Source organism: Tundrisphaera macrotermitis, from assembly GCF_051175315.1.
Taxonomy (GTDB): domain Bacteria; phylum Planctomycetota; class Planctomycetia; order Isosphaerales; family Isosphaeraceae; genus Tundrisphaera.
Genome location: NZ_CP195100.1, coordinates 166,035 through 185,551, shown reverse-complemented (window position 1 = coordinate 185,551; position 19,517 = coordinate 166,035). Strand labels below are relative to the sequence as shown.

Below are 19,517 nucleotides of genomic sequence, written 5' to 3'. Positions count from 1 at the left end.
ACTGGTTGTGGGAGGAGTGAAGGACGCCCCGCGGATCGGGCCGCCCGCCCCAGACTAGCCGGTGGGCCGCGGCCGGTCGACCCACCACCCGAAGTCCCCTCCCGGGTGGGCCCGATCAGGGCACCATGACGATCGAGCCCACGGTGCGGCGGCCTTCCAGGTCGCGGTGGACCTGCGCCGCGTCGGCGAGCGGGTAGGTGTGGCGGATCTCGACCTTGACCTTGCCGTCGCGGATGACCTCGAAGACCTCGCGGGCCGTCGCCTCCAGGTCCGGGCGGGTCGCCGTGTAGCTGGCCAGGGTCGGCCGGGTCAGGTAGAGCGAGCCCTTCTGGGACAGGATGCCGATGTCGACCGGGTCGACCTTGCCGGACGCGTTGCCGAAGCTGACCATCAGCCCGCGCGGCCTGAGGCAGTCGAGCGAGGCGAGGAACGTGTCCTTGCCGACCGAGTCGTACACCACCGGGACGCCCGCCCCGCCGGTGATCTCGCGCACCCTCTTGGCGATGTCCTCGCGGGTCGAGATGATCACGTGCTCGCAGCCGTGGGCCTTGGCGATGGCCGCCTTGGCGTCGGTGCCGACCGTGCCGATGACCGTGGCGCCCAGCGCCTTGAGCCACTGGCAGGCGAACAGCCCCACCCCGCCGGCGGCGGCGTGGAACAGCACGGTCTCGCCCGCCTGGACCGGGTAGGTGCGGCGGATCAGGTACTGAGCGGTCATCCCCTTGAGCATCACGGCCGCCGCGATCTGATCCGGGACCCCGTCCGGGATCGGGACCAGGATCTGCGCCGGGATCAGCCGCGACTCGGCATACGACCCCGGCGGCCCGCCCGCGTAGGCCACCCGGTCGCCGGGCTTGACGACGGTGACACCCGGCCCGACCGCCTCGACGACCCCGGCCCCCTCGCTGCCGAGTCCGGTCGGCAAGGGCAGGGGGTAGAGGCCGGAGCGGTGGTAGGTGTCGATGAAGTTGACCCCCACGGCGGTGTGCCGGATGCGGGCCTGCCCCTCGCCGGGCTCCCCGACCTCGATGTCCTCCCACCGGAGGACCTCGGGGCCGCCGACCTCGTGGATGCGGATGGCTTTGGGCATGGGCGCGGATCCTGAAAGGGGACGAATCGGCCGGGGGCGAATCGCGGGCATTCTAGGACGCCCGGCAACTCGCCCCCGGGGCGGATTCAGAGCCCTTCCGGCCAAAGGCGGGTCTCGGCGAGCGGTTCCCCCGTCTCCAGGAGGCTCTTGAGGCTCGCCAGGAGGTGCGGCCACCCCTCCGACACGCTCTCGATGAGCTTCGATCCCGGCCGGTCGATCTCGTGCAGGATGGAGAGCTTGACCGACTCCCCCACCGGCTCCAGCTCGCAGGTCATCCGGGAATGACCTTCCTCGCGCATCTCGTCCGACAGCTGGTGCCGCCAGGTCAGGACGAGCCGCCGGCCCGGCTCGATCTCCAGGATCTCCCCCTCGTCGGCCATGCGGCCGTCGGGGGCCATCAGCCGCCAGGAAGCGCCGGGCTTCCATTCGCTGTCCTGCCAGGTCTCGCACCAGAATTGGCGGGTGAACTCCGGTTCGAGCAGGGCCCGCCAGAGCTTCTCGGGCGTCGTGCGGATGTAGGTGACGTACGCAAATCGGCTCTCGGACATGGATCCATCCCTTCCGGTTCGATCAGCCATCGGTTCCTTCCTCCAGCTTCTTCTTGAGGTCGGCCAGCGCGCGGAGCCGCCCGCGCTCGAACTTGCCGATCCAGCGGTCGGCGATCTCCTGGATCGGCACCGGGTTGAGGTAGTGGAGCTTCTCGCGCCCCCGGCGGATCGGCACGACCAGCGACGCCGCCTCCAGCACCTTCAGGTGCTTGGTCACGGCCTGGCGGGTCATGTCCAGGTGCTCGCACAGCTGCCCGAGCGTCTGCCCGTTCTCGGCGTGCAGGCGGTCCAGCAGCAGCCGCCGGCCGGGGTCGGCCAGCGCCTTGAAGACCTCGTCGATCCCTGATTCCATCGCCCCATTATGCAACCGAACGGTTGCATGTCAAGTCGGCCGGATCTCCGCCATTTCGGGAGTTGGCCCGCGGGGGGCTTCCCTTGCCCGGGGCGGGATGCGCGGGTATCATCCGCACGCCTGTCCAGGCCATCGGGGAGCCGCCATGCCGCACGACGCCCGCGAGATGAAGTTCCTCGCCACGCCGGAGAAGGGCGAGGTCTCCGCGCTGCTGATCCGGCCGGCGGGCGCGACGCACCTGCTCGTCCTCGGCCACGGGGCGAGCACGACCATGCGGCATGCCACCTTGCAGGCGATCGCCGAGGGGCTGGCCGAGGCCGGCATCGCCACGTTCAGGTACAACTTCCCGTATGCGGAGAACGGCCGGGGCCGCGACGGGCAGGCCGCCTGCACCGCGACCGTCCGGGCGGCGGCCGCGGCGGCCCGCGAGCAGGCGCCCGGCCTGCCCGTGCTCGCCGGGGGCCACTCGTTCGGCGGGCGGATGACCTCCATCGCGGCCTCGGAATCGCCGATCGAGGGGTTGGCCGGCCTGGTCTTCTTCTCGTTCCCGCTCCACCCGGCGGGGAAGCCGGGGACGGATCGGGCCGATCACCTGGCGTCGGTCGCCCTCCCGATGCTGTTCCTGAGCGGGTCGCGGGACGACCTGGCGGCTTTGGACCTGCTGCGGCCGGCCTGCCGTGCGCTCGGCGATCGGGCGACGCTCCACGTCCTGGAGACGGCCGACCACGGCTACAAGATCCTCAAGAAATCACGCCCGACCGACGAGGATGTCTTCGCCGAGATGGCCCGCGTCGTGCGGGGTTGGGCGAACGGCCTGGGCTGATGCGGGATGGATCGGGATGCCAGCATGAAGATCGCCACCTACAACGTCAACAGCATCGGGGCCCGGCTGCCGGTCCTGCTCCATTGGCTCGCGTCCTCGCAGCCCGACGTGGCCTGCCTGCAGGAACTCAAGGCGACCGACGAGAAGTTCCCGATCGACGCCATCCGCGAGGCGGGCTACGAGGCCGTCTGGCACGGCCAGAAGGCCTGGAACGGCGTGGCCATCCTCGCCCGGGGCGCGGCCCCGCGCGAGACGGTCCGGGGCCTGCCCGGCAACCCGGACGACGCCCAGAGCCGCTACATCGAGGCCGAGGTCGGCGGCATCACCGTCGGCTGCCTCTACCTGCCCAACGGCAACCCGGCCCCGGGGCCGAAGTTCGACTACAAGCTGGCCTGGTTCGACCGCTTCCACGCCCACGCCAGGGGCCTGATCGAGCGGGGGGGCCCGGCCGTCCTGGCGGGGGACTACAACGTGATCCCCACCGAGCGCGACGCCTACAAGCCCGAGCGCTGGGTCGACGACGCCCTGTTTCGGCCCGAGACCCGCGCGGCCTACCGCCGGTTGCTCGACCAGGGCTGGACCGACGCCCTGCGCACCCTCCACCCGGATGAGATCATCTACACCTTCTGGGATTACATGCGGGGGGCCTTCTCCCGCAACGCGGGGCTCCGCATCGACCACCTGCTGCTGAGCCCCGACCTCGCGCCGCGCCTGAAGGCCGCCGGCGTGGACCGGGACGTCCGGGCCCTGGAGAAGACCAGCGACCACGCCCCGACCTGGATCGAGCTGGGGTAGCCCTCACGCCCCGGGCGTCTTCGCGCAGCGGAAGCCGACGTGGGACATCCCGGTGTCGGGGCTGCACCCGTGGCGGGCGGAGGGGCGGTAGCGGGAGCAATACCCGTCGTTGCAGAGGAACGACCCGCCCTTCTGCACGCGCATCGGCGGGGCCGGCCCCCCGTCGCGGCGATACGGGTCGGCGCACCACTCCCAGACGTTGCCGGCCATGTCGTGCAGGCCGTAGCCGTTGGGCGGGAAGGACCCGGCCGGGGCCGTGCCGCGATGGCCGTCGGACCCGTCGTCGCGGTGGGGGAATTCCCCCTGCCAGATGTTGGCCCGCCAGCGCCCCCCGGCGCCGGGCCGGTCATCGCCCCAGGTGTAGTGCTTGCCATCCAGACCGCCGCGGGCCGCGCGCTCCCATTCGGCCTCGGTCGGCAGTCGCTTGCCGGCCCACTTCGCATAGGCCGAGGCATCGTCCCAGGAGACGTGGACGACCGGATGGTCGCCCCGGCCCCGGAGGTCGCTGCCGGGCCCCTCGGGGTGCCGCCAACTCGCCCCGGGCGTCCACGCCCACCAGGCCGAGAGGTCGTCGAGCGGCACCGAGCCGTCGGCCGGCCGGAAGACCAACGAGCCGGGGACCAGCCTCTCGGCCGGGGGCGGGGGCGTGCCCGGCGGCGACTGGGCCAGGATCTCGCGGAGGTCCGGGGGGCGCTCGGCGGTGGTCGCGTAGCCCGTCGCCTCGACGAACCGGCGGAACTCGGCGTTGGTCACCTCGCGTTCGTCGATCCAGAAGCCGTCGACCCGGACCCGTCGGGCCGGCCGCTCGTCGGGCCAGCCCAGGGGGGAGTCGGTCCCCATGCGGAACGCGCCCGCCGGCACCCACCGCATCCCGGACGGGGCGGCCTCCCCCGGCCGGGCCGTCCGGAGCCGGGCCAGCCCGTAGGACGCCAGGAAGGCGAGCCCGGCCAGGGCCAGCAGGCGAGCGATCCCGCCCAACTTCGGCGAGCCTTCCGGCCTCATCGCCACCTCATCCCCCATCGTCCGACGCTCCGCACCCCCGATCGTGACCAGCCGCCGCCCCGATCCCACCAGATCCGCCGCGCGGTCGCAAGGATCCGCGATCGGCACGAGGCGATGCACCGGGACCATTCTCAATCCAGGATCTCCTCGGGCGGCCGCGCGACGCGGACAGCCCGGTGGCATCCCCCTCATTTCACGCGTACGATGGGCCGCCATCCCCGGTGCGATCGGCATCCTCCCCTCAAGGGCCAGAATCGTGATGCAAAAGACGACCCTGCAAACCGCGTTCGCGCTGGTCCTGGGATCGGGGCTCGGCCTCGCCGCCGCGACCGGGCGGTTCGCCCCGGGGGAGCCCGCGCCGGCGGCGACCGGGGCGGAAACCCAGCCTCCCGGCGGATCGACCTGCCGGGAGGGGATGGCCTCGTGCTCGGACGGGCTCAACCGCGGGGCCCTCCTCGCCGCGGCCGCGACCGCCGTGCAGGCCCCGCCCGACCGGGCGAAGAAGCGGCCCAACATCGTCGTGATCTGGGGCGACGACATCGGCCAGTCGAACATCAGCGCCTATTCGATGGGGCTGATGGGCTATCGCACGCCCAACATCGACCGCATCGCGAAGCAGGGGATGCTGTTCACCGACTACTACGCCGAGCAGAGTTGCACGGCCGGCCGGGCCTCGTTCATCACCGGCCAGCACGGGCTCCGCACCGGTCTCACCAAGGTCGGGCTCCCGGGGTCGCCCCTGGGGCTCCAGAAGCAGGACCCGACGATCGCCGAATTGCTCAAGCCCCACGGCTACGCCACCGGCCAGTTCGGCAAGAATCACCTGGGCGACCGCAACGAGTTCCTCCCGACGGTCCACGGCTTCGACGAGTTCTACGGCAACCTCTACCACCTGAACGCCGAGGAGGAGCCCGAACTCCCCGACTATCCCAAAGATCCGGCCTTCCGCCAGCGGTACGGCCCGCGCGGGGTGCTGGACACCAAGGCCACCGACGTGGACGACCCGACCGTCGACCCCCGGTTCGGCAAGGTCGGCAAGCAGGTCATCAAGGACACCGGCCCGCTCACGAAGAAGCGGATGGAGACGATCGACGACGAGACCGCCGCCCGCGCCGTGGACTTCATGGAGCGGCAGGCGAAGGCCGAGAAGCCGTTCTTCCTCTGGGTGAACTTCACCCACATGCACTTCCGCACCCACGTGAAGCCGGAGAGCATGGGCCAGTCCGGGCGGGCGCAGAGCCCCTACCACGACGCGATGATCGACCACGACAAGAACGTGGGCACGGTGCTGGACGCCATCGATCGGCTCAAGCTCGACGACAACACCTTCGTCATGTACAGCACCGACAACGGCCCGCACATCAACTCGTGGCCCGACGCGGGCATGACCCCGTTCCGCAACGAGAAGAACTCCAACTGGGAGGGGGCCTACCGCGCCCCCTGCATGGTCAAGTGGCCGGGCCGGATCGAGCCGGGCACGGTCTCCAACGAGATCGTCGGCCACCACGACTGGCTCCCCACCTTCCTGGCCATGGCCGGGGACCCGGGCGCGAAGCAGGAACTCCTGAAGGGCCACGCTGTCGGCGACATGACCTACAAGGTCCACCTCGACGGCGAGAATCTCGTCCCCTACCTCACCGGCGAGGCCGAGAAAAGCCCGCGCGACTCGTTCATCTACTGCAACGACGACCAGCAGGTCACCGGACTCCGCTACGACAACTGGAAGCTGGTCTTCATGGAGCAGCGGGCCCAGGGGACGCTCCGCATCTGGTCCGAGCCGTTCGTGGACCTGCGCGTCCCCAAGATCTTCAACCTCCGGACCGACCCCTACGAAAGGGCCGACGTCACGTCGAACACCTACTACGACTGGCTGCTCGACCACATCTTCCTGCTCGTCCCGGCGCAGGACTACGTCGGCCAGTTCCTCATGACCTTCAAGGATTACCCGCAGCGCCAGAAGGCCGCGAGCTTCAACCTCAACGAGGTCCTCGACCGGCTGCGGGAATCCCCGTCCCGGTGACCCCGGCCCGGCCCGGGCGAGACGGCCGGGCCCCATCGGACCGCCGATCTAAATTCATGATATCATGTACGTTCCATCACGGTGATTGAACGTTGACTCCACTTGCCGCATCCGTTAAGAGATGATCGATGGCGATCGGGGGATGCTCGCGAACGACGGGCCGATGGCCGCCCGATGTTGCGGATCCCGAACCGATCGCGATCGAGCCCGGGCCGGCGGGGCGACCGCCATTCACCGAAACTTCACCGGACGGGCGTGGTGACCTTTACAGTCGGCGTGTAGGAATACAGCTCGCCGTCCGAGTCGCGAGGCGTCGGATCTCGATGGGACGCGCCTCGGCGGGGGCGGCGGGCAGGAGGTTGCGGTGACGAGATCCCTGATTCATGGGGCGGGGCGGGCCGCCTTGCTGATGGCCGCCTCGGTGCTGGCGTGCGGATGCGGGGACGCCGATGGCCTGGAACGGGCCGCCGTCTCCGGCAAGGTGACGCTCGACGGCAAGCCGCTGGAGCGGGGCGACATCCAGTTCATCCCCAAGGACGGAGACTCGCGGGGCGCGGCCAGGGGCAGCATCGCCGCGGGCGAGTACTCCATCTCGGCCGCGAACGGCCCGGCACCGGGCGAGCACCTCATCTCGATCACGCCGAATGCGGTGTCCGAGGCCCCGTCCGGCGGGGGCAACTCGCCCGACGAGGCGCCGGGCGAGCCGCCCGCCGAGGCGGCCGGTCCCGCCATCGAATACATCCCGACCGCCCCCCTGGAAGCGAAGGTCGCCGCGGGCCAGGCCCAGAGCTTCGACTTCGGACTGACCACCAAGCCAGGACGCCGCACCGGGCGTCCCTGAGTCTCTCATCCCATCCCACCCCATCCCCATCCCCATCCCGAGAAGGAAGCCCCCATGCCGAAGCCCCGCCGCCGGGCCTTCACCCTGATCGAATTGCTGGTCGTCATCGCCATCATCGCCGTGCTGATCGCGCTCCTCCTCCCCGCCGTGCAGGCCGCGCGCGAGGCCGCCCGCCGCGCCCAATGCACCAACAACCTGAAGCAGATCGGCCTGGGGATGGCCAACTACGAGAGCACCTCGGGGAGCCTCCCCGCCGGCATCAAGGGATGCTGCTGGGGGACCTGGGTCGTCTTCGTCCTCCCCTACATGGAGCAGTCGGCGTCCTTCAATGGATGGAACTTCGACGGCAGCAACGGCACGGCCGCGGGCGCGGCTGCCAACGCCACCGCGCTGCGGTACAGCGGCGTCGCGAACACGACCATCTCCCGGACCCTGTTCACGGTCTACCTCTGCCCGAGCGACAAGGAGACCAAGCCGCTCGCCAATCTCCCCGCCTACAACTATGCCGCGAACTTCGGCAACACCACGCTCTATCAGATCGCGACCTATGGCACGGGCGCCGCGGCCGTGAGCTTCCTGAAGGCCCCGTTCACGGACATGTGGCCCACCACGCCGGTCAACGGCGGGCCGGACGGGTACACGGTGTCGCAATTCGGCACCGTCGGATTCTCGGAGATCACCGACGGCACGAGCAACACCATCGCGATCTCCGAGGTCATCAAGGGGGACACCAGCGCCGCCATGCCCGGCAGCGACCTCCGCGGGTACGCCCTCTGGTCCTACGGGGCCGGGTTCCAGACCTATCTGGCCCCCAACAGCAAGTTGCCCGACGTCTCGTGGACCCCGTCCGCGCCGTACTGCCAGCCCGGGGTGAATGGGAACCCCCCGTGCCTGCTCCAGGCCTCGGCGGCCAACCACCTCATGGGATCGCGCAGCCGACACCCCGGCGGGGTCAACACGCTGTTCGTCGACGGCCACGTCCAGTACATGAAGGACTCGATCAGCCTGCCGATCTGGCGGGGCCTGGGCAGCATCAGCGGGGGCGAAATCCTCAGCTCCGACGCCTTCTGAACCCCGGAACGCCGATCGCCGGCATCCCCGGAGGCGTGCTGCCCCCGGGGATGCCGGCGACGAGGGTCCGGCCGGGCGGAGGCCCGGATCACGGCTTGGCCGGGGACGGCGTCTCCGATCGCAGCTGCCGGAACAGGTCCATCAGCGCGGCCACGATCTTGGGGGCCGCATCGACCTCGACCTTGCTGGTGCCCAGCCAGGTCTCGTAGCCGCCCAGCGCGTGGTGGCGGGGCGTGGGCAGGTAGGCATAGGTGCCGTTGGCCAGCTCCATCGTGAAGGTGGGCCGGAACGGGCTATCGCGCTTGATCTCCAGCCCCGTCTCGGCGAAGACCTCGAACGGGATCGCCGCGATCCCCAGGTCGCCGATCCGGAACGCCTGGAGCATCACCGAGATCTCGTCGGGCGACTCGTGCTGGGCGATGGCCCGCTCGGCGTAGACGCGCTCCAGGGGGTGATACTTCGGGGCGTCTACGGGCTTCGCCAGGATCTTGCGGGCGTAGTCGAGCTGCTCGGGCGTGGGCTTGCGGGTCGCCAGGGCCAGTTCCCGATGGGCGGCGGCCAGCGGGACCGCGTCGCGGAACTCGACCCGGCGGTGGGCCTCCGCGATGGCCTTCGCGACCTCATCGGCGACCTCGGCCATCTGCCGGTAGGGGGGGCTCGCCTTGGCGGCCTCGCGCGGGTTGATGTTGTTGGCATCCCCGCTGGTGCCGTTGCTCATGATCCCGACGAACGGGGGATCCTGATCGCGGGCCCCGAGCAATTCCCCGATCTTCTTGCCGAACACGGCGAAGTAGTCGGCCGAGATGTGGCCGTTCGGGACGCCGCCGACGTAGTGCAGGGAGTAGTTGGCCAGCAGGGCGATCGGCTTCCCCTGGCGGGACTGGACCGAGACGAAGGAGACCTGGGGATCGGTCGGGCCGGCGGGCTCCAGCAGGAACGGGTTGAGCCGGCCGGGGTTGGTCAGGACCTTGTCGATGCCGCCGAACGGGTTCCGGATCTCCCGGCCGGGCTTGAGATGCCAGCGGCGGTTGACGACCGGGCCGGGCACGTCGACCGCCCCCCAGCCGATCCGCGCCGGCTCCAGGTTGTTGACCGCCACGCGGATCACGTCGGCGATCCGCCGGGCCAGGAACCGGGGGTATTCGCCGAGCGGATCGGGCTTGAGCATGTTCTTCGATCGGCCGCTGGTGGCCGAATGCGTGTGCGTGGCCGCCGCCAGGATGTTCCCCTCGGGGAGCCCCGAGGCCGGGGCGGCGAGCTTCCTCGCCTCGTCGAAGACCTCGCGGCCCACGCCCACGCTGTCGCACACGACGAAGGCCAGCCGCGTGGCGCCGTCGTCCAGGACCAGGCAGCGCGCGTGCAACTCGTCGTGGACGTGGGTCGCCGGCGGGGTCGCGAAATTGCCGACGATCGGCTCGCCCAGCGGCGGCGTGATGTTGGCGGTGGCCGCCCCCGCCCGCAGCCCCGGGGTCGGGGCCGGGGCCTGGCCCCGCGCGTCGGCCGCAGCGACGGCCATCCCCGCCAGGGCGACGAGGCACGCCATCGCATCGGGCAGGCGGACGGATCGATTCTGTCTCATGGTTTGCTCCCAACGTCCCGGGAAAGGTCGCCGCGCCGCCCTCATCGCGACGCGTCGACGAGGCGTCCCATCTCCCGCTCCAACTCGGCCCGGGTGCCCTGGTGGGCGGGATCGGCGATCAGATTCGTCATCTCGTAGGGGTCGGCGGCGAGGTCGTAGAGTTCGTCCATGCCCCGGAGGTCGCGATAGCGGATGTACTTCCAGCGCCCGGTCCGCACCGCCCGGTAGCCCATCCCCTCGACGCGGGGGAAGACCTTGTCGGACGAGTGCTCGATCAGGAACGCCTCGCGGACCGACGGGGCCTCGCCCCGCAGCAGGGGGAGCAGCGACCGGCCGTGGATGTCGGCCGGGGTGGGGGCGCCGGCGAGGTCGAGGAAGGTCGGCGCCAGGTCCAGGCCGATCACCATCGGCTCGACGGCGGTCCCGGGGCGGAGCAGGGGGGGATAGCGGACGAGCAGGGGGACCCGGATCGCCTCCTCGTAGGCGAGCCGGCGCTCGGGGCCCAGGCCGTGCTCGCCGTAGAAGTAGCCGTGGTCGCTGGTGACGACGAAGACGGTCTCGTCGAGCCGCCCGGACCGCTCCAGCGCCTCGCGGAGCCGGCCGACCCCCTCGTCGATCGACGCCAGCATCCGCTGCCGCTCGCGGATCGACTCGTCGCCGGTCCCGGTCCCGGGCCCCAGCGGCGGCAGGCCGGCGATCGGCCGCCGGAGGGCCGGCTTCCCCTCCAGCGTGTCGGCCGCGTTCGGCCGGCGCGGCACCGGGGCATCGGCGTACAGCCCCTTGTGGCGGTCGGCGGGGATGAAGCGGGCGGCGTTCGGGTCGGACAGGGTCCCGTCGGCGGCCTGCGCCGTCTCGGGGTGCAGCCCCTTGTGCGACAGGTAGAGCAGGAACGGGCGGGCGTCGCCCGGCTTCTCAAGGAAGGCCAAGGACCGATCGACCAGCACGTCGGTGACGTAGCCCGAGGTCGGGACCGTCGCCCCGTCGACGTTGAGCGGGGCGTCGAACGACGTCCCCTGGCCCTTCAGGCAGGCCCAGGCGTCGAAGCCGGGGCGGGGCGAGTCGTCGTTGCCCATGTGCCACTTGCCGACGAACCCGGTCCGGTAGCCGGCCCGGTGCAGGAGCAGGGGGAAGGTGACCAGCGCGTGGCTCTGGGCATCCCGGGCCGTGTTGTCGGTGATCCCGTGGGCGTGGGGATAGCGCCCGGTCAGGTAGCTGGCCCGGCTGGGGGAGCAGAGCGGCGTGGTCGCGAACGCGTTGCGGAAGGTCGCCCCTTCCGCCGCGATCCGGTCGATGTGCGGCGTCTTCGCGAACGGGTGTCCGGTGCAGCCGAGTTCGTCCCACCGCAGGTCGTCGACCAGCACGAACACGATGTTGGGCGGCTTCGGCCCCCCGGCGAAGGCCGGGCGGGCGGCGGCCATCATCGCGGCGAGGGCGGCGAGGGCTGCGATCCAGGTCATTCGCATCGACGATCTCCCGTCTCGGGTGGGGGCTCAGGACGCCTTGCCGGCGGGGGCGAGCGGCTTGATCCGGATGTTTCGATAGCGGATCAGGTTGCCATCCTTCCAGACCGTCAGGTTGGGGACGTTGGGGTGGACCTGGAGGCCGATGTACCCTTCGACGGGGACGTTTTTGGTCGTCTCGGCCGTGTGCTGGAAGTCGGTCACCAGCGTCCCGTTGACCCAGAAGCGGATCCGGGCCGGCTCGCCTTCCATGCGGACTTCCAGGACGTTCCAATCGTCGGGCTTGAACGCCTCGATCCCCTTGGGATTCCTGAGGACGCGGGACTGGGTCCAGGGGAGGTAGATCGAGCCGATCTCGCCGAGGGGCCGGTGGTCGAGCGTGAGCTGGTGGCTCTTGCCGTCCTCGCCCATGCGGAGGAAGATCCCGCTGTCGGTGGGATAGTCCATCTTGACCTCCAGCCGGAGGTCGAAGTCGCGGTATTTCCCCTCGGTGATCAGGAAGCCCCCCCGGTGCCCCTCGCTCTGGTCGCCGATGAGCAGGCCGTCGCGGACGGCCCACTTGCCGCCGACGTGGGCCTGCGGAACCCCGTTGTGGGGCCGCCAGCCGGCCATCGAGGTGCCGTCGAACAGGGGGATGAACCCCTCCTCGGGGGCGGCCGGGCCGTCCGAGGCCAGTCCGGCCCGCGAGGCTAGCAGCACGATCAGGGCGACGGAACGCAGCGTTGGCATGGGGATCTCCCTCCGGGTGGGCGGGCTCTGGGGAAGTCGTCGAGGATCGTCCGGGGAGGCGGGACGGGCCGGGCGGGCTCGCCGCTGGGCATGCGTGATGTGCAGTCTCGAACAAGTTAGCCAACGTCCCGCGCGGCCCTCAAGGGAATATCGGCGCGTCGTCCTGAGATTTTCGGTCGCGCCGGCCGCTTCCCGTGGACGCCCACGCCCCGGCTTCCTATCCTGATCGGGTCGCCGAACCGAATTCTCGGTCGCCGCACGCAAGCCCACCGCCCCGGCTCCTGACGACCCATGAAACGACGGGAACGCTCCGGCCCGCCCCACGTGGCCCTGATCGTCGAGACGTCGATGGCCTACGGGCGAGAGATCCTCCACGGGGTGGCGCAATACATCCGGGGGCATGGCCCGTGGACGGTCTACTTCGAGCAGCGGTCGCTGCTCGACCCGGCCCCCTCGTGGTTCCGCGACTGGGAAGGGGACGGGATCATCTACGGGAGCTCGTTCCGGGGGTCGCGGCTCGCCCACGCGTCGGGCATCCCGACCGTGAGCCTGGACGACCAGAGGACCGGCCCCAAGAGCGCCCTGATCCGCAGCGACCACGAGGCGATCGGCTCGCTGGGGGCGGAACACTTCCTGGACCGCGGCTACACCCGGTTCGCCTTCTTCGGCTATCCCAACCTCGACTGGTCGCGGCGGTGTTACGAGGGGTTCTCCGCGAAGGTCCGCTCGCAGGGCTACGCGTGCGACCAGTACGGCGGGTCGCAGCCGGTGTCGTGGGGGCACCACCTGCCGTCGTGGGACCTCGAACTGGACGGCGTGTCGCGCTGGATCGCCGGCCAGGCGAAGCCGCTGGGGCTGATGGCCTGCAATGACTTCCGGGGCGTGCAGGCCCTGGACGCCTGCCGTCGTGCGGGCGTCGCCGTCCCGGAGGAGGTGGCCGTCATCGGGGTGGACAACGAGGTCCTCGCCTGCGAGCTGGCCTCGCCGCCCCTGTCCAGCGTGATCCCCGACTGCCGGCGGATCGGCCACGAGGCGGCCCGGGTGCTCGACGGCCTCATGAACGGGGAGGAGGCACCGGCGGAGACCCGCCTGATCCCCCCCGTGGGGATCGTCACGCGGCAGTCGTCCGACGCGACCGCCATCGCCGACCCGGCGGTCGCCCTGGCGATGCGGTTCATCCGCGAGCATGCCCGCGACGGCATCCGGGTCGAGGACGTGCTGGAACGGGTCGCGGTCTCGCGGAGCATCCTCCAGCGCCGGTTCCGGGCGGTCCTGGGCCGGACGATCCACGACGCGATCGCGGCCGAGCGGCTCCGCCGGGTCAAGGAATTGCTGGTGGAGACCGACCTCCCCCTGAACCTGGTGGCCGACCGGGCCGGCTTCTCCCACCCCGAATATCTCAGCGCCGTCTTCCGCAAGGCGACCGGCTTCACGCTCGCCGCCTACCGCCGCCGCTACGCCTCGCCCCGGTAGGGTCCCACCTCCGGCCGCCGGGGCGACCGAAAACCTTAGGGAAGCGGTCGGTTATTCCATTGATCGGAGCCGCCGCTTCGCTTAGTCTTCCCGACGATCACCGCGGCCGGATCCCGGGCCCGACGCACGCCCCCCACGCCCACTCCGCCCCGCCCGATCCCTTTCCCTAGCCGATCCCATCTTTTCGACATGCCCCGATGCGTGGATGGCCAGAACCATGATCACTCGCAATCCGAACCCGGGGCGGCGCCGGCTGGCGAAGGGGGTGGCCCTCCTGGCGGCCCTGGGGTGCGGCGGCCCCGCCGATGAGTACCCGCGCGAGCCCATCTCGGGGACGGTCACCCTGGACGGCCAGCCCCTCGCCTCGGGGCTCATCACCTTCGAGCCGACGGCGGGCCAGCCCACCCAGGCCGGGGGGATGATCTCCGCCGGGGAGTTCTCGGTGCCCCAGGATCAGGGGCCGGTCCCGGGGGCCTACTCGGTCAGCATCTTCGCGGGCTCGCCCGACCCGGGACTGGCCGCATCCGCCAAGGATGCGGGACCGCCCGCCGTGGGGGGGCCCCGCTCGAAGCTGCGCGACCCGATCCCGGAGCGGTACAACATCAGGACCAAGCTGGCCGCCGAGGTCAAGGCGGGCGGCCCGAACCGCTTCCCGTTCGCCCTGGAGTCCAAATGATCGCGGCCCCGGGCGGGGGCCATCCCAATCCCCCGCCCGGCCGCCCGGCCCCTGTCCCGCCCCGCTCGCCCGACGGTCGTCCTCCCCGACGCATCAAACCGGGCTTGCCCGACCCCGCCTCGTCCTCGGCGCCGAACCTCCCCGATCCCCGGGGATCCATCCGAGTCGATCCATCCCATCATTTCTTGATGCAGGCAAGGGGGCCCCAATGAAGGCTGCACGTCGCGGATTCACGCTGATCGAGCTGCTCGTCGTCATCGCCATCATCGCCGTTCTGATCGCATTGCTCCTGCCCGCCGTCCAGGCGGCGCGCGAGGCCGCCCGCCGCGCCCAGTGCACCAACAACATGAAGCAGTTGGGGCTGGCGCTGCACAATTATCATGATGTTCATCTCTCGCTGCCTCCGGGCTGCCGGTCGTGCTGCTGGGGGACGTGGCAGCACTTCATCCTCCCCTACATGGAGGAGCAGAACCGGTTCAACGGCTTCAACTTCGCGGGCAACGCGGCGACCCTGCGGGGCATCGCCTACAATACGGCCCAGAACCTGACCGTGGCGCGGATGCGGGTGGCCGGGCTGATGTGCCCCAGCGACATCCCCAACGCCCCGCTGGCCGCACTGATCCCCAACAACAACTACGCGGCCAATTTCGGCAACACCACGCTGGCCCAGGCGCTGTTCCAGTCCGTCCCGTTCCTGGGCGCCCCGTTCAGCAACGTCGAGGCCGACAACGGACGGACGTTCCTGGGGACCTTCAACTTCTCGTCGTTCTCCGACGGCCTGTCCAACACCTTCCTGATGGCCGAGGTGGTCCAGGGGCAGGGGATGGACCTGCGCGGCTATACCTCCTGGGGCGATGCCGGGTCGGTCACCGCCTGGATCACGCCCAACAGCACCCTCCCCGACGTCATGCCCCAGAATTGCAACCTGCCCGCCCCCGGCAACCCGCTGAATCCCCCCTGCATCATCGGCACGGGCATCTTGCCGACCGGGACCAACCCGACGCGGTTCGGCTCGCGGAGCCGCCACCCGGGCGGGGTCAACGTCACCGGCGGCGACGGGAGCGTCAAGTTCATCAAGAACACGATCAACCTCCAGACCTGGCGGGCCTTCTCCTCGACCCAGGGGGGCGAGATCATCAGCTCGGACGCCCTGTAACCGCACCCCGGCGGGATCGCCGGCGGCCCGGGGACCACGGCCCGGATGGGCCATCGCCCCTCCTCGGCACGATCGAGCCGAGGAGGGGTAATCGCGTCGGGCATGGCTATCTCTGGCGAGTCCGGTTATCGTCACCCTTCCGGTCATCGCGTCCTCCGACCCCGATCAGCGGCCCGCACGCCATCGGACGAGAGACCGGCGAAGGGGGGCGTCGGCCATGGTCGTCCGAGACAACGCAAGCCGCACCGAAGCGGGGGCATCCCACCTGCTGACGGTCAACGGCGGGTCGTCGAGCCTCAAATTCGCCCTGTTCGCCCGGGGCGGCGCCCCGACCCGGGTGGCCTCCGGGAAGATCGAACGGATCGGGCTGCCAGAGACGCGGCTGATCGCCTCCGGCGCGGCGGGCGGCCGCCGGGAAGAGCGCCCGGTCCGCGCCGCCGACCTGGGAGAAGCCGTCGGACCGATGATCGATTGGTTGCGAGGGCTGGTCGGTCTGGACGAGGTCGCGGCCATCGGGCACCGGATCGTCCACGGCGGGGCGTTGCACCGGCCGGAGCGGATCACGCCGGGCCTGCTCGACGCCCTCCGCGAGGTCGCCCCGCTCGACCCGGACCACGTCCCGGGCGAGCTGGCCCTGATCGACGCGATCGCGGCCCACGCCCCCGGCGTGCCCCAGGTGGCCTGCTTCGACACGGCGTTTCACCACGACCTGCCCCGGGTCGCCCGGATCGTGCCGATCCCCCGCCGCTACGAGGCCCGGGGGGTCCGCCGCTTCGGATTCCACGGGCTGTCGTATGCCTATTTGAACGAGGAGCTGGCCCGGCGCTCCGGGGGCAACCCGCCGGGGCGGGCGATCCTGGCCCACCTGGGCTCGGGGGCGAGCCTGGCGGCGGTCCGCGACGGCCGGTGCATCGACACCACGATGGGTTTCACGCCGACCTCGGGCCTGGTCATGGGCACGCGCCCCGGCGACCTCGACCCCGGCCTGCCCGGCTTCCTGGCCCGGTCCGAGGGGATGACGGCCGCGGCGTTCCACCACATGGTCAACCGCGAGTCGGGCCTGCTGGGCGTCTCCGAGACCAGCTCCGACATCCGCGACCTCCTGGCCCGCGAGGCGACCGACGTCCGCGCGGCCGAGGCGGTCGACCTGTTCTGCTACCGCGTCCGCACCCAGGTCGGCGCCCTGGCCGCCGCCCTCGGCGGGCTCGACGCATTGGTCTTCGCCGGCGGCATCGGCGAGCATTCCCACGAGGTCCGCCGCCGGGCGCTATCCGGCCTGGAGTTCCTGGGGATCACGCTCGACGAAGGCCGCAACCTGGCGGACGCCCCTCTGATCTCTCGCGACGATGGCCCCGTCGCGGTCCACGTGATCCCCACGGATGAGGAAATGATGATCGCCCGGGCCACGGACGCCGTGATCGGGTAGCCCCCCCTCGTCCCCGGCCGATGCTCGGCGGCGGGCGTGCCCTACCTTCGGAGTGACCGCACGATGGCGCTGACGCAAACCAACCCGACCGAGCCGAAGTCGACCCTCTCGCCCGACGCGATCCGCCGGATCGACGCCTACTGGCGGGCGGCCAACTACCTCTCGGTCGGCCAGATCTACCTGTACGACAACCCGCTGCTCCGCGAGCCGCTGAAGCTGGAGCACGTCAAGCCCCGGCTCCTGGGGCACTGGGGGACCACCCCGGGGCAGAACTTCGTCTACACCCACCTGAACCGGGCCATCAAGCAATACGACCTGGACATGATCTACGTCTCGGGCCCCGGGCACGGCGGCCCGGCGATGGTGGCGCAGACCTACCTGGAGGGGACGTACAGCGAGTACTACCCCAACATCTCCGAGGACGAGTCGGGGATCAAGAAGCTGTTCAAGCAGTTCAGCTTCCCCGGCGGCATCCCCAGCCACGTCGCCCCCGAGACGCCCGGAAGCATCCACGAGGGGGGCGAGCTCGGCTATGCCCTGAGCCATTCCTTCGGCGCGGTCTTCGACAATCCCAACCTGATCGTCGCCTGCGTGGTCGGCGACGGCGAGGCCGAGACCGGGCCGCTGGCCACCAGCTGGCACAGCAACAAGTTCCTCAACCCGGCCACCGACGGCGCCGTGCTGCCGATCCTCCACCTGAACGGCTACAAGATCGCCAACCCGACCGTCCTGGCGCGGATCGGCCACGACCGCCTGGCGATGCTGATGCGGGGCTACGGCTACGAGCCGATCTTCGTGTCGGGCGACGACCCGACGCGGATGCACCAGTTGATGGCCGAGGCCCTCGACGCCGCCATCGCCGCCATCCGGAAGATCCAGGCCGACGCCCGCGAGCATGGGGCCGATGAGCTGCCGACCTGGCCGATGATCGTGCTGGAGACCCCCAAGGGCTGGACCGGCCCCAAGGTGGTCGACGGCCTGCCGATCGAGGGGACCTATCGGGCCCACCAGGTCCCGCTGTCCGACCCCAAGGGCCACCCCGACCACCTCCGCCTCCTCGAAGAGTGGATGCGGTCGTATCGGCCCGAGGAGCTGTTCGACGAGATGGGCCGGTTCAAGCCCGAGCTTCGCGAACTCGCCCCGGCCGGGGCACGGCGGATGGGGGCCAACCCCCACGCCAACGGCGGCGCCCTGCTCCGCGACCTGCGGATGCCCGACTTCCGCGACTACGCCATCGACGTCCCCCTCCCGGGGAACACGACGGGCGAGGACACCCGGACCCTGGGGAAGTTCCTCCGCGACGTCATCAAGCTCAACCACGACTCCCGCAACTTCCGGCTCTTCGGCCCCGACGAGACCGCGTCCAACCGGCTGGCCGAGGTCTACGGCGCGACCGACAAGCAGTGGGTCGCGGAGGTCGTGCCGACCGACGACCACCTGGCCCACGACGGCCGCGTGGTCGAGATGCTCAGCGAGCACCAGTGCGAGGGCTGGCTGGAAGGCTACCTGCTGACCGGCCGGCACGGCCTGTTCAACTGCTACGAGGCGTTCATCCACATCATCGACTCGATGTTCAACCAGCACGCCAAGTGGCTGAAGGTCTGCAACCACATCCCCTGGCGGCGGCCGATCGCCTCGCTGAACATCCTCCTGGCCTCGCACGTCTGGCGGCAGGACCACAACGGGTTCAGCCACCAGGACCCCGGCTTCATCGACCACGTCGTCAACAAGAAGGCCGAGGTCGTCCGGGTCTACCTCCCGCCGGACACCAACTGCCTCCTCTCGGTGATGGACCACTGCCTGCGGAGCCGCAAGTACGTCAACGTGGTGGTCGCCAGCAAGCACCCGTCGCCCCAGTGGCTGGACATGGACCAGGCGGTCAAGCACTGCACGGCGGGCATCGGCATCTGGGAGTGGGCCAGCAACGACAAGGGGAGCGAGCCCGACGTGGTCATGGCCTGCGCCGGGGACGTGCCGACCCTGGAGACGATCGCCGCGGTCCAGCTGCTCCGCGAACACGCCCCGGACATCAAGGTCCGCGTGATCAACGTGGTCGACCTGATGCGGCTCCAGTCCGACACCGAGCACCCGCACGGGCTGTCCGACCACGACTTCGACGCCCTGTTCACCCGGGACAAGCCGATCATCTTCGCCTACCACGGCTACCCGTGGCTGATCCACCGCCTGACCTACCGCCGGGCCAACCACAAGAACCTGCACGTGCGGGGGTACAAGGAGGAGGGGACCATCAGCACGGCGTTCGACATGACCGTGATGAATGACCTCGACCGCTTCCACCTCGTCGCCGACGTGGTCGACCGCCTCCCCCAGCTCGGGGCCGTCGCCGCGTATGCCAAGCAGGCGATCCGCGACAAGCTGATCGACCACCGCGAGTACATCACCACCTACGGCGAGGACATGCCCGAGATCCGCGACTGGAAGTGGATCCCCCGGCCCACCGCCTGACCCGACGACC

17 protein-coding genes are annotated in these 19,517 nt (G+C 70.6%); 10 read left to right on the top strand and 7 right to left on the bottom strand.

Annotated elements, in window-relative coordinates:
- Positions 1 to 115 precede the first annotated feature (115 nt).
- From TA3x_RS00765 to TA3x_RS00755, 3 genes are all read right to left on the bottom strand, one after another.
- Positions 116 to 1,090, bottom strand: coding sequence for a quinone oxidoreductase family protein (locus TA3x_RS00765; RefSeq protein WP_435018204.1), 975 nt, complete (start codon positions 1,088 to 1,090; stop codon positions 116 to 118).
- An 86-nt stretch (positions 1,091 to 1,176) separates the two neighbouring features.
- Positions 1,177 to 1,638, bottom strand: coding sequence for an SRPBCC family protein (locus tag TA3x_RS00760; RefSeq protein ID WP_435018203.1), 462 nt, complete (start codon positions 1,636 to 1,638; stop codon positions 1,177 to 1,179).
- 22 nt (positions 1,639 to 1,660) lie between these two features.
- Positions 1,661 to 1,978 (bottom strand): ArsR/SmtB family transcription factor, encoded by a 318-nt coding sequence (locus TA3x_RS00755; RefSeq protein WP_435022464.1) that lies wholly within the window; start codon positions 1,976 to 1,978, stop codon positions 1,661 to 1,663.
- Between the two features lie 157 nt (positions 1,979 to 2,135).
- Here TA3x_RS00755 and TA3x_RS00750 point away from each other — a divergent pair, with 157 nt between their 5' ends.
- Together TA3x_RS00750 and xth are read left to right on the top strand one after the other, a co-directional pair.
- A complete protein-coding gene (locus tag TA3x_RS00750; RefSeq protein WP_435018202.1) occupies positions 2,136 to 2,813 on the top strand; it encodes an alpha/beta hydrolase family protein in 678 nt (225 codons plus the stop codon).
- 24 nt (positions 2,814 to 2,837) lie between these two features.
- Positions 2,838 to 3,608, top strand: coding sequence for an exodeoxyribonuclease III (gene xth / locus TA3x_RS00745; RefSeq protein ID WP_435018201.1), 771 nt, complete (start codon positions 2,838 to 2,840; stop codon positions 3,606 to 3,608).
- A 3-nt stretch (positions 3,609 to 3,611) separates the two neighbouring features.
- Here the strand turns inward: xth and TA3x_RS00740 are convergent, their stop codons facing one another.
- Positions 3,612 to 4,610 carry a formylglycine-generating enzyme family protein gene (locus TA3x_RS00740; protein ID WP_435022462.1) on the bottom strand — a complete coding sequence of 333 codons (999 nt, stop codon included), beginning with the start codon at positions 4,608 to 4,610 and terminating at the stop codon, positions 3,612 to 3,614.
- A 415-nt stretch (positions 4,611 to 5,025) separates the two neighbouring features.
- On the opposite strand from TA3x_RS00740, the gene TA3x_RS00735 reads away from it, so the two are divergent.
- The 3 genes from TA3x_RS00735 to TA3x_RS00725 all read left to right on the top strand — a co-directional run bounded on the left by TA3x_RS00735 (position 5,026) and on the right by TA3x_RS00725 (position 8,542).
- A complete protein-coding gene (locus TA3x_RS00735; RefSeq protein ID WP_435022460.1) occupies positions 5,026 to 6,630 on the top strand; it encodes an arylsulfatase in 1,605 nt (534 codons plus the stop codon).
- Positions 6,631 to 6,994: 364 nt separating this feature from the next.
- Entirely contained in the window at positions 6,995 to 7,471 is a 477-nt protein-coding gene (locus tag TA3x_RS00730; RefSeq protein WP_435018200.1) for a hypothetical protein, read from the top strand.
- Positions 7,472 to 7,525: 54 nt separating this feature from the next.
- Positions 7,526 to 8,542: a DUF1559 domain-containing protein gene (locus tag TA3x_RS00725; RefSeq protein ID WP_435018199.1), complete on the top strand. Its 1,017-nt coding sequence runs from the start codon at positions 7,526 to 7,528 to the stop codon at positions 8,540 to 8,542.
- Between the two features lie 88 nt (positions 8,543 to 8,630).
- Here TA3x_RS00725 and TA3x_RS00720 read toward each other — a convergent pair whose 3' ends face one another.
- From TA3x_RS00720 to TA3x_RS00710, 3 genes are read right to left on the bottom strand one after another with little or no spacing between them, the layout of a single operon-like run.
- Positions 8,631 to 10,121, bottom strand: a complete 1,491-nt coding sequence (locus TA3x_RS00720) for a hypothetical protein (protein ID WP_435018198.1) — start codon at positions 10,119 to 10,121, stop codon at positions 8,631 to 8,633.
- A gap of 41 nt (positions 10,122 to 10,162) precedes the next feature.
- Complete coding sequence (locus tag TA3x_RS00715) at positions 10,163 to 11,584, bottom strand: sulfatase family protein (protein WP_435018197.1); 1,422 nt, start codon at positions 11,582 to 11,584, stop codon at positions 10,163 to 10,165.
- A gap of 27 nt (positions 11,585 to 11,611) precedes the next feature.
- The gene (locus tag TA3x_RS00710; RefSeq protein ID WP_435018196.1) at positions 11,612 to 12,310 is read right to left on the bottom strand and encodes a 3-keto-disaccharide hydrolase; all 699 of its coding nucleotides are present in this window, start codon (positions 12,308 to 12,310) and stop codon (positions 11,612 to 11,614) included.
- 291 nt (positions 12,311 to 12,601) lie between these two features.
- On the opposite strand from TA3x_RS00710, the gene TA3x_RS00705 reads away from it, so the two are divergent.
- From TA3x_RS00705 to TA3x_RS00685, 5 genes are all read left to right on the top strand, one after another.
- Complete coding sequence (locus tag TA3x_RS00705) at positions 12,602 to 13,783, top strand: substrate-binding domain-containing protein (RefSeq protein WP_435018195.1); 1,182 nt, start codon at positions 12,602 to 12,604, stop codon at positions 13,781 to 13,783.
- Positions 13,784 to 14,000: 217 nt separating this feature from the next.
- Complete coding sequence (locus TA3x_RS00700) at positions 14,001 to 14,459, top strand: hypothetical protein (RefSeq protein ID WP_435018194.1); 459 nt, start codon at positions 14,001 to 14,003, stop codon at positions 14,457 to 14,459.
- A 208-nt stretch (positions 14,460 to 14,667) separates the two neighbouring features.
- Positions 14,668 to 15,615, top strand: coding sequence for a DUF1559 domain-containing protein (locus TA3x_RS00695; RefSeq protein ID WP_435018193.1), 948 nt, complete (start codon positions 14,668 to 14,670; stop codon positions 15,613 to 15,615).
- Between the two features lie 217 nt (positions 15,616 to 15,832).
- Complete coding sequence (locus tag TA3x_RS00690) at positions 15,833 to 17,041, top strand: acetate/propionate family kinase (protein ID WP_435018192.1); 1,209 nt, start codon at positions 15,833 to 15,835, stop codon at positions 17,039 to 17,041.
- Positions 17,042 to 17,104: 63 nt separating this feature from the next.
- Positions 17,105 to 19,507: a phosphoketolase family protein gene (locus TA3x_RS00685; protein ID WP_435018191.1), complete on the top strand. Its 2,403-nt coding sequence runs from the start codon at positions 17,105 to 17,107 to the stop codon at positions 19,505 to 19,507.
- Positions 19,508 to 19,517: the final 10 nt, after the last annotated feature.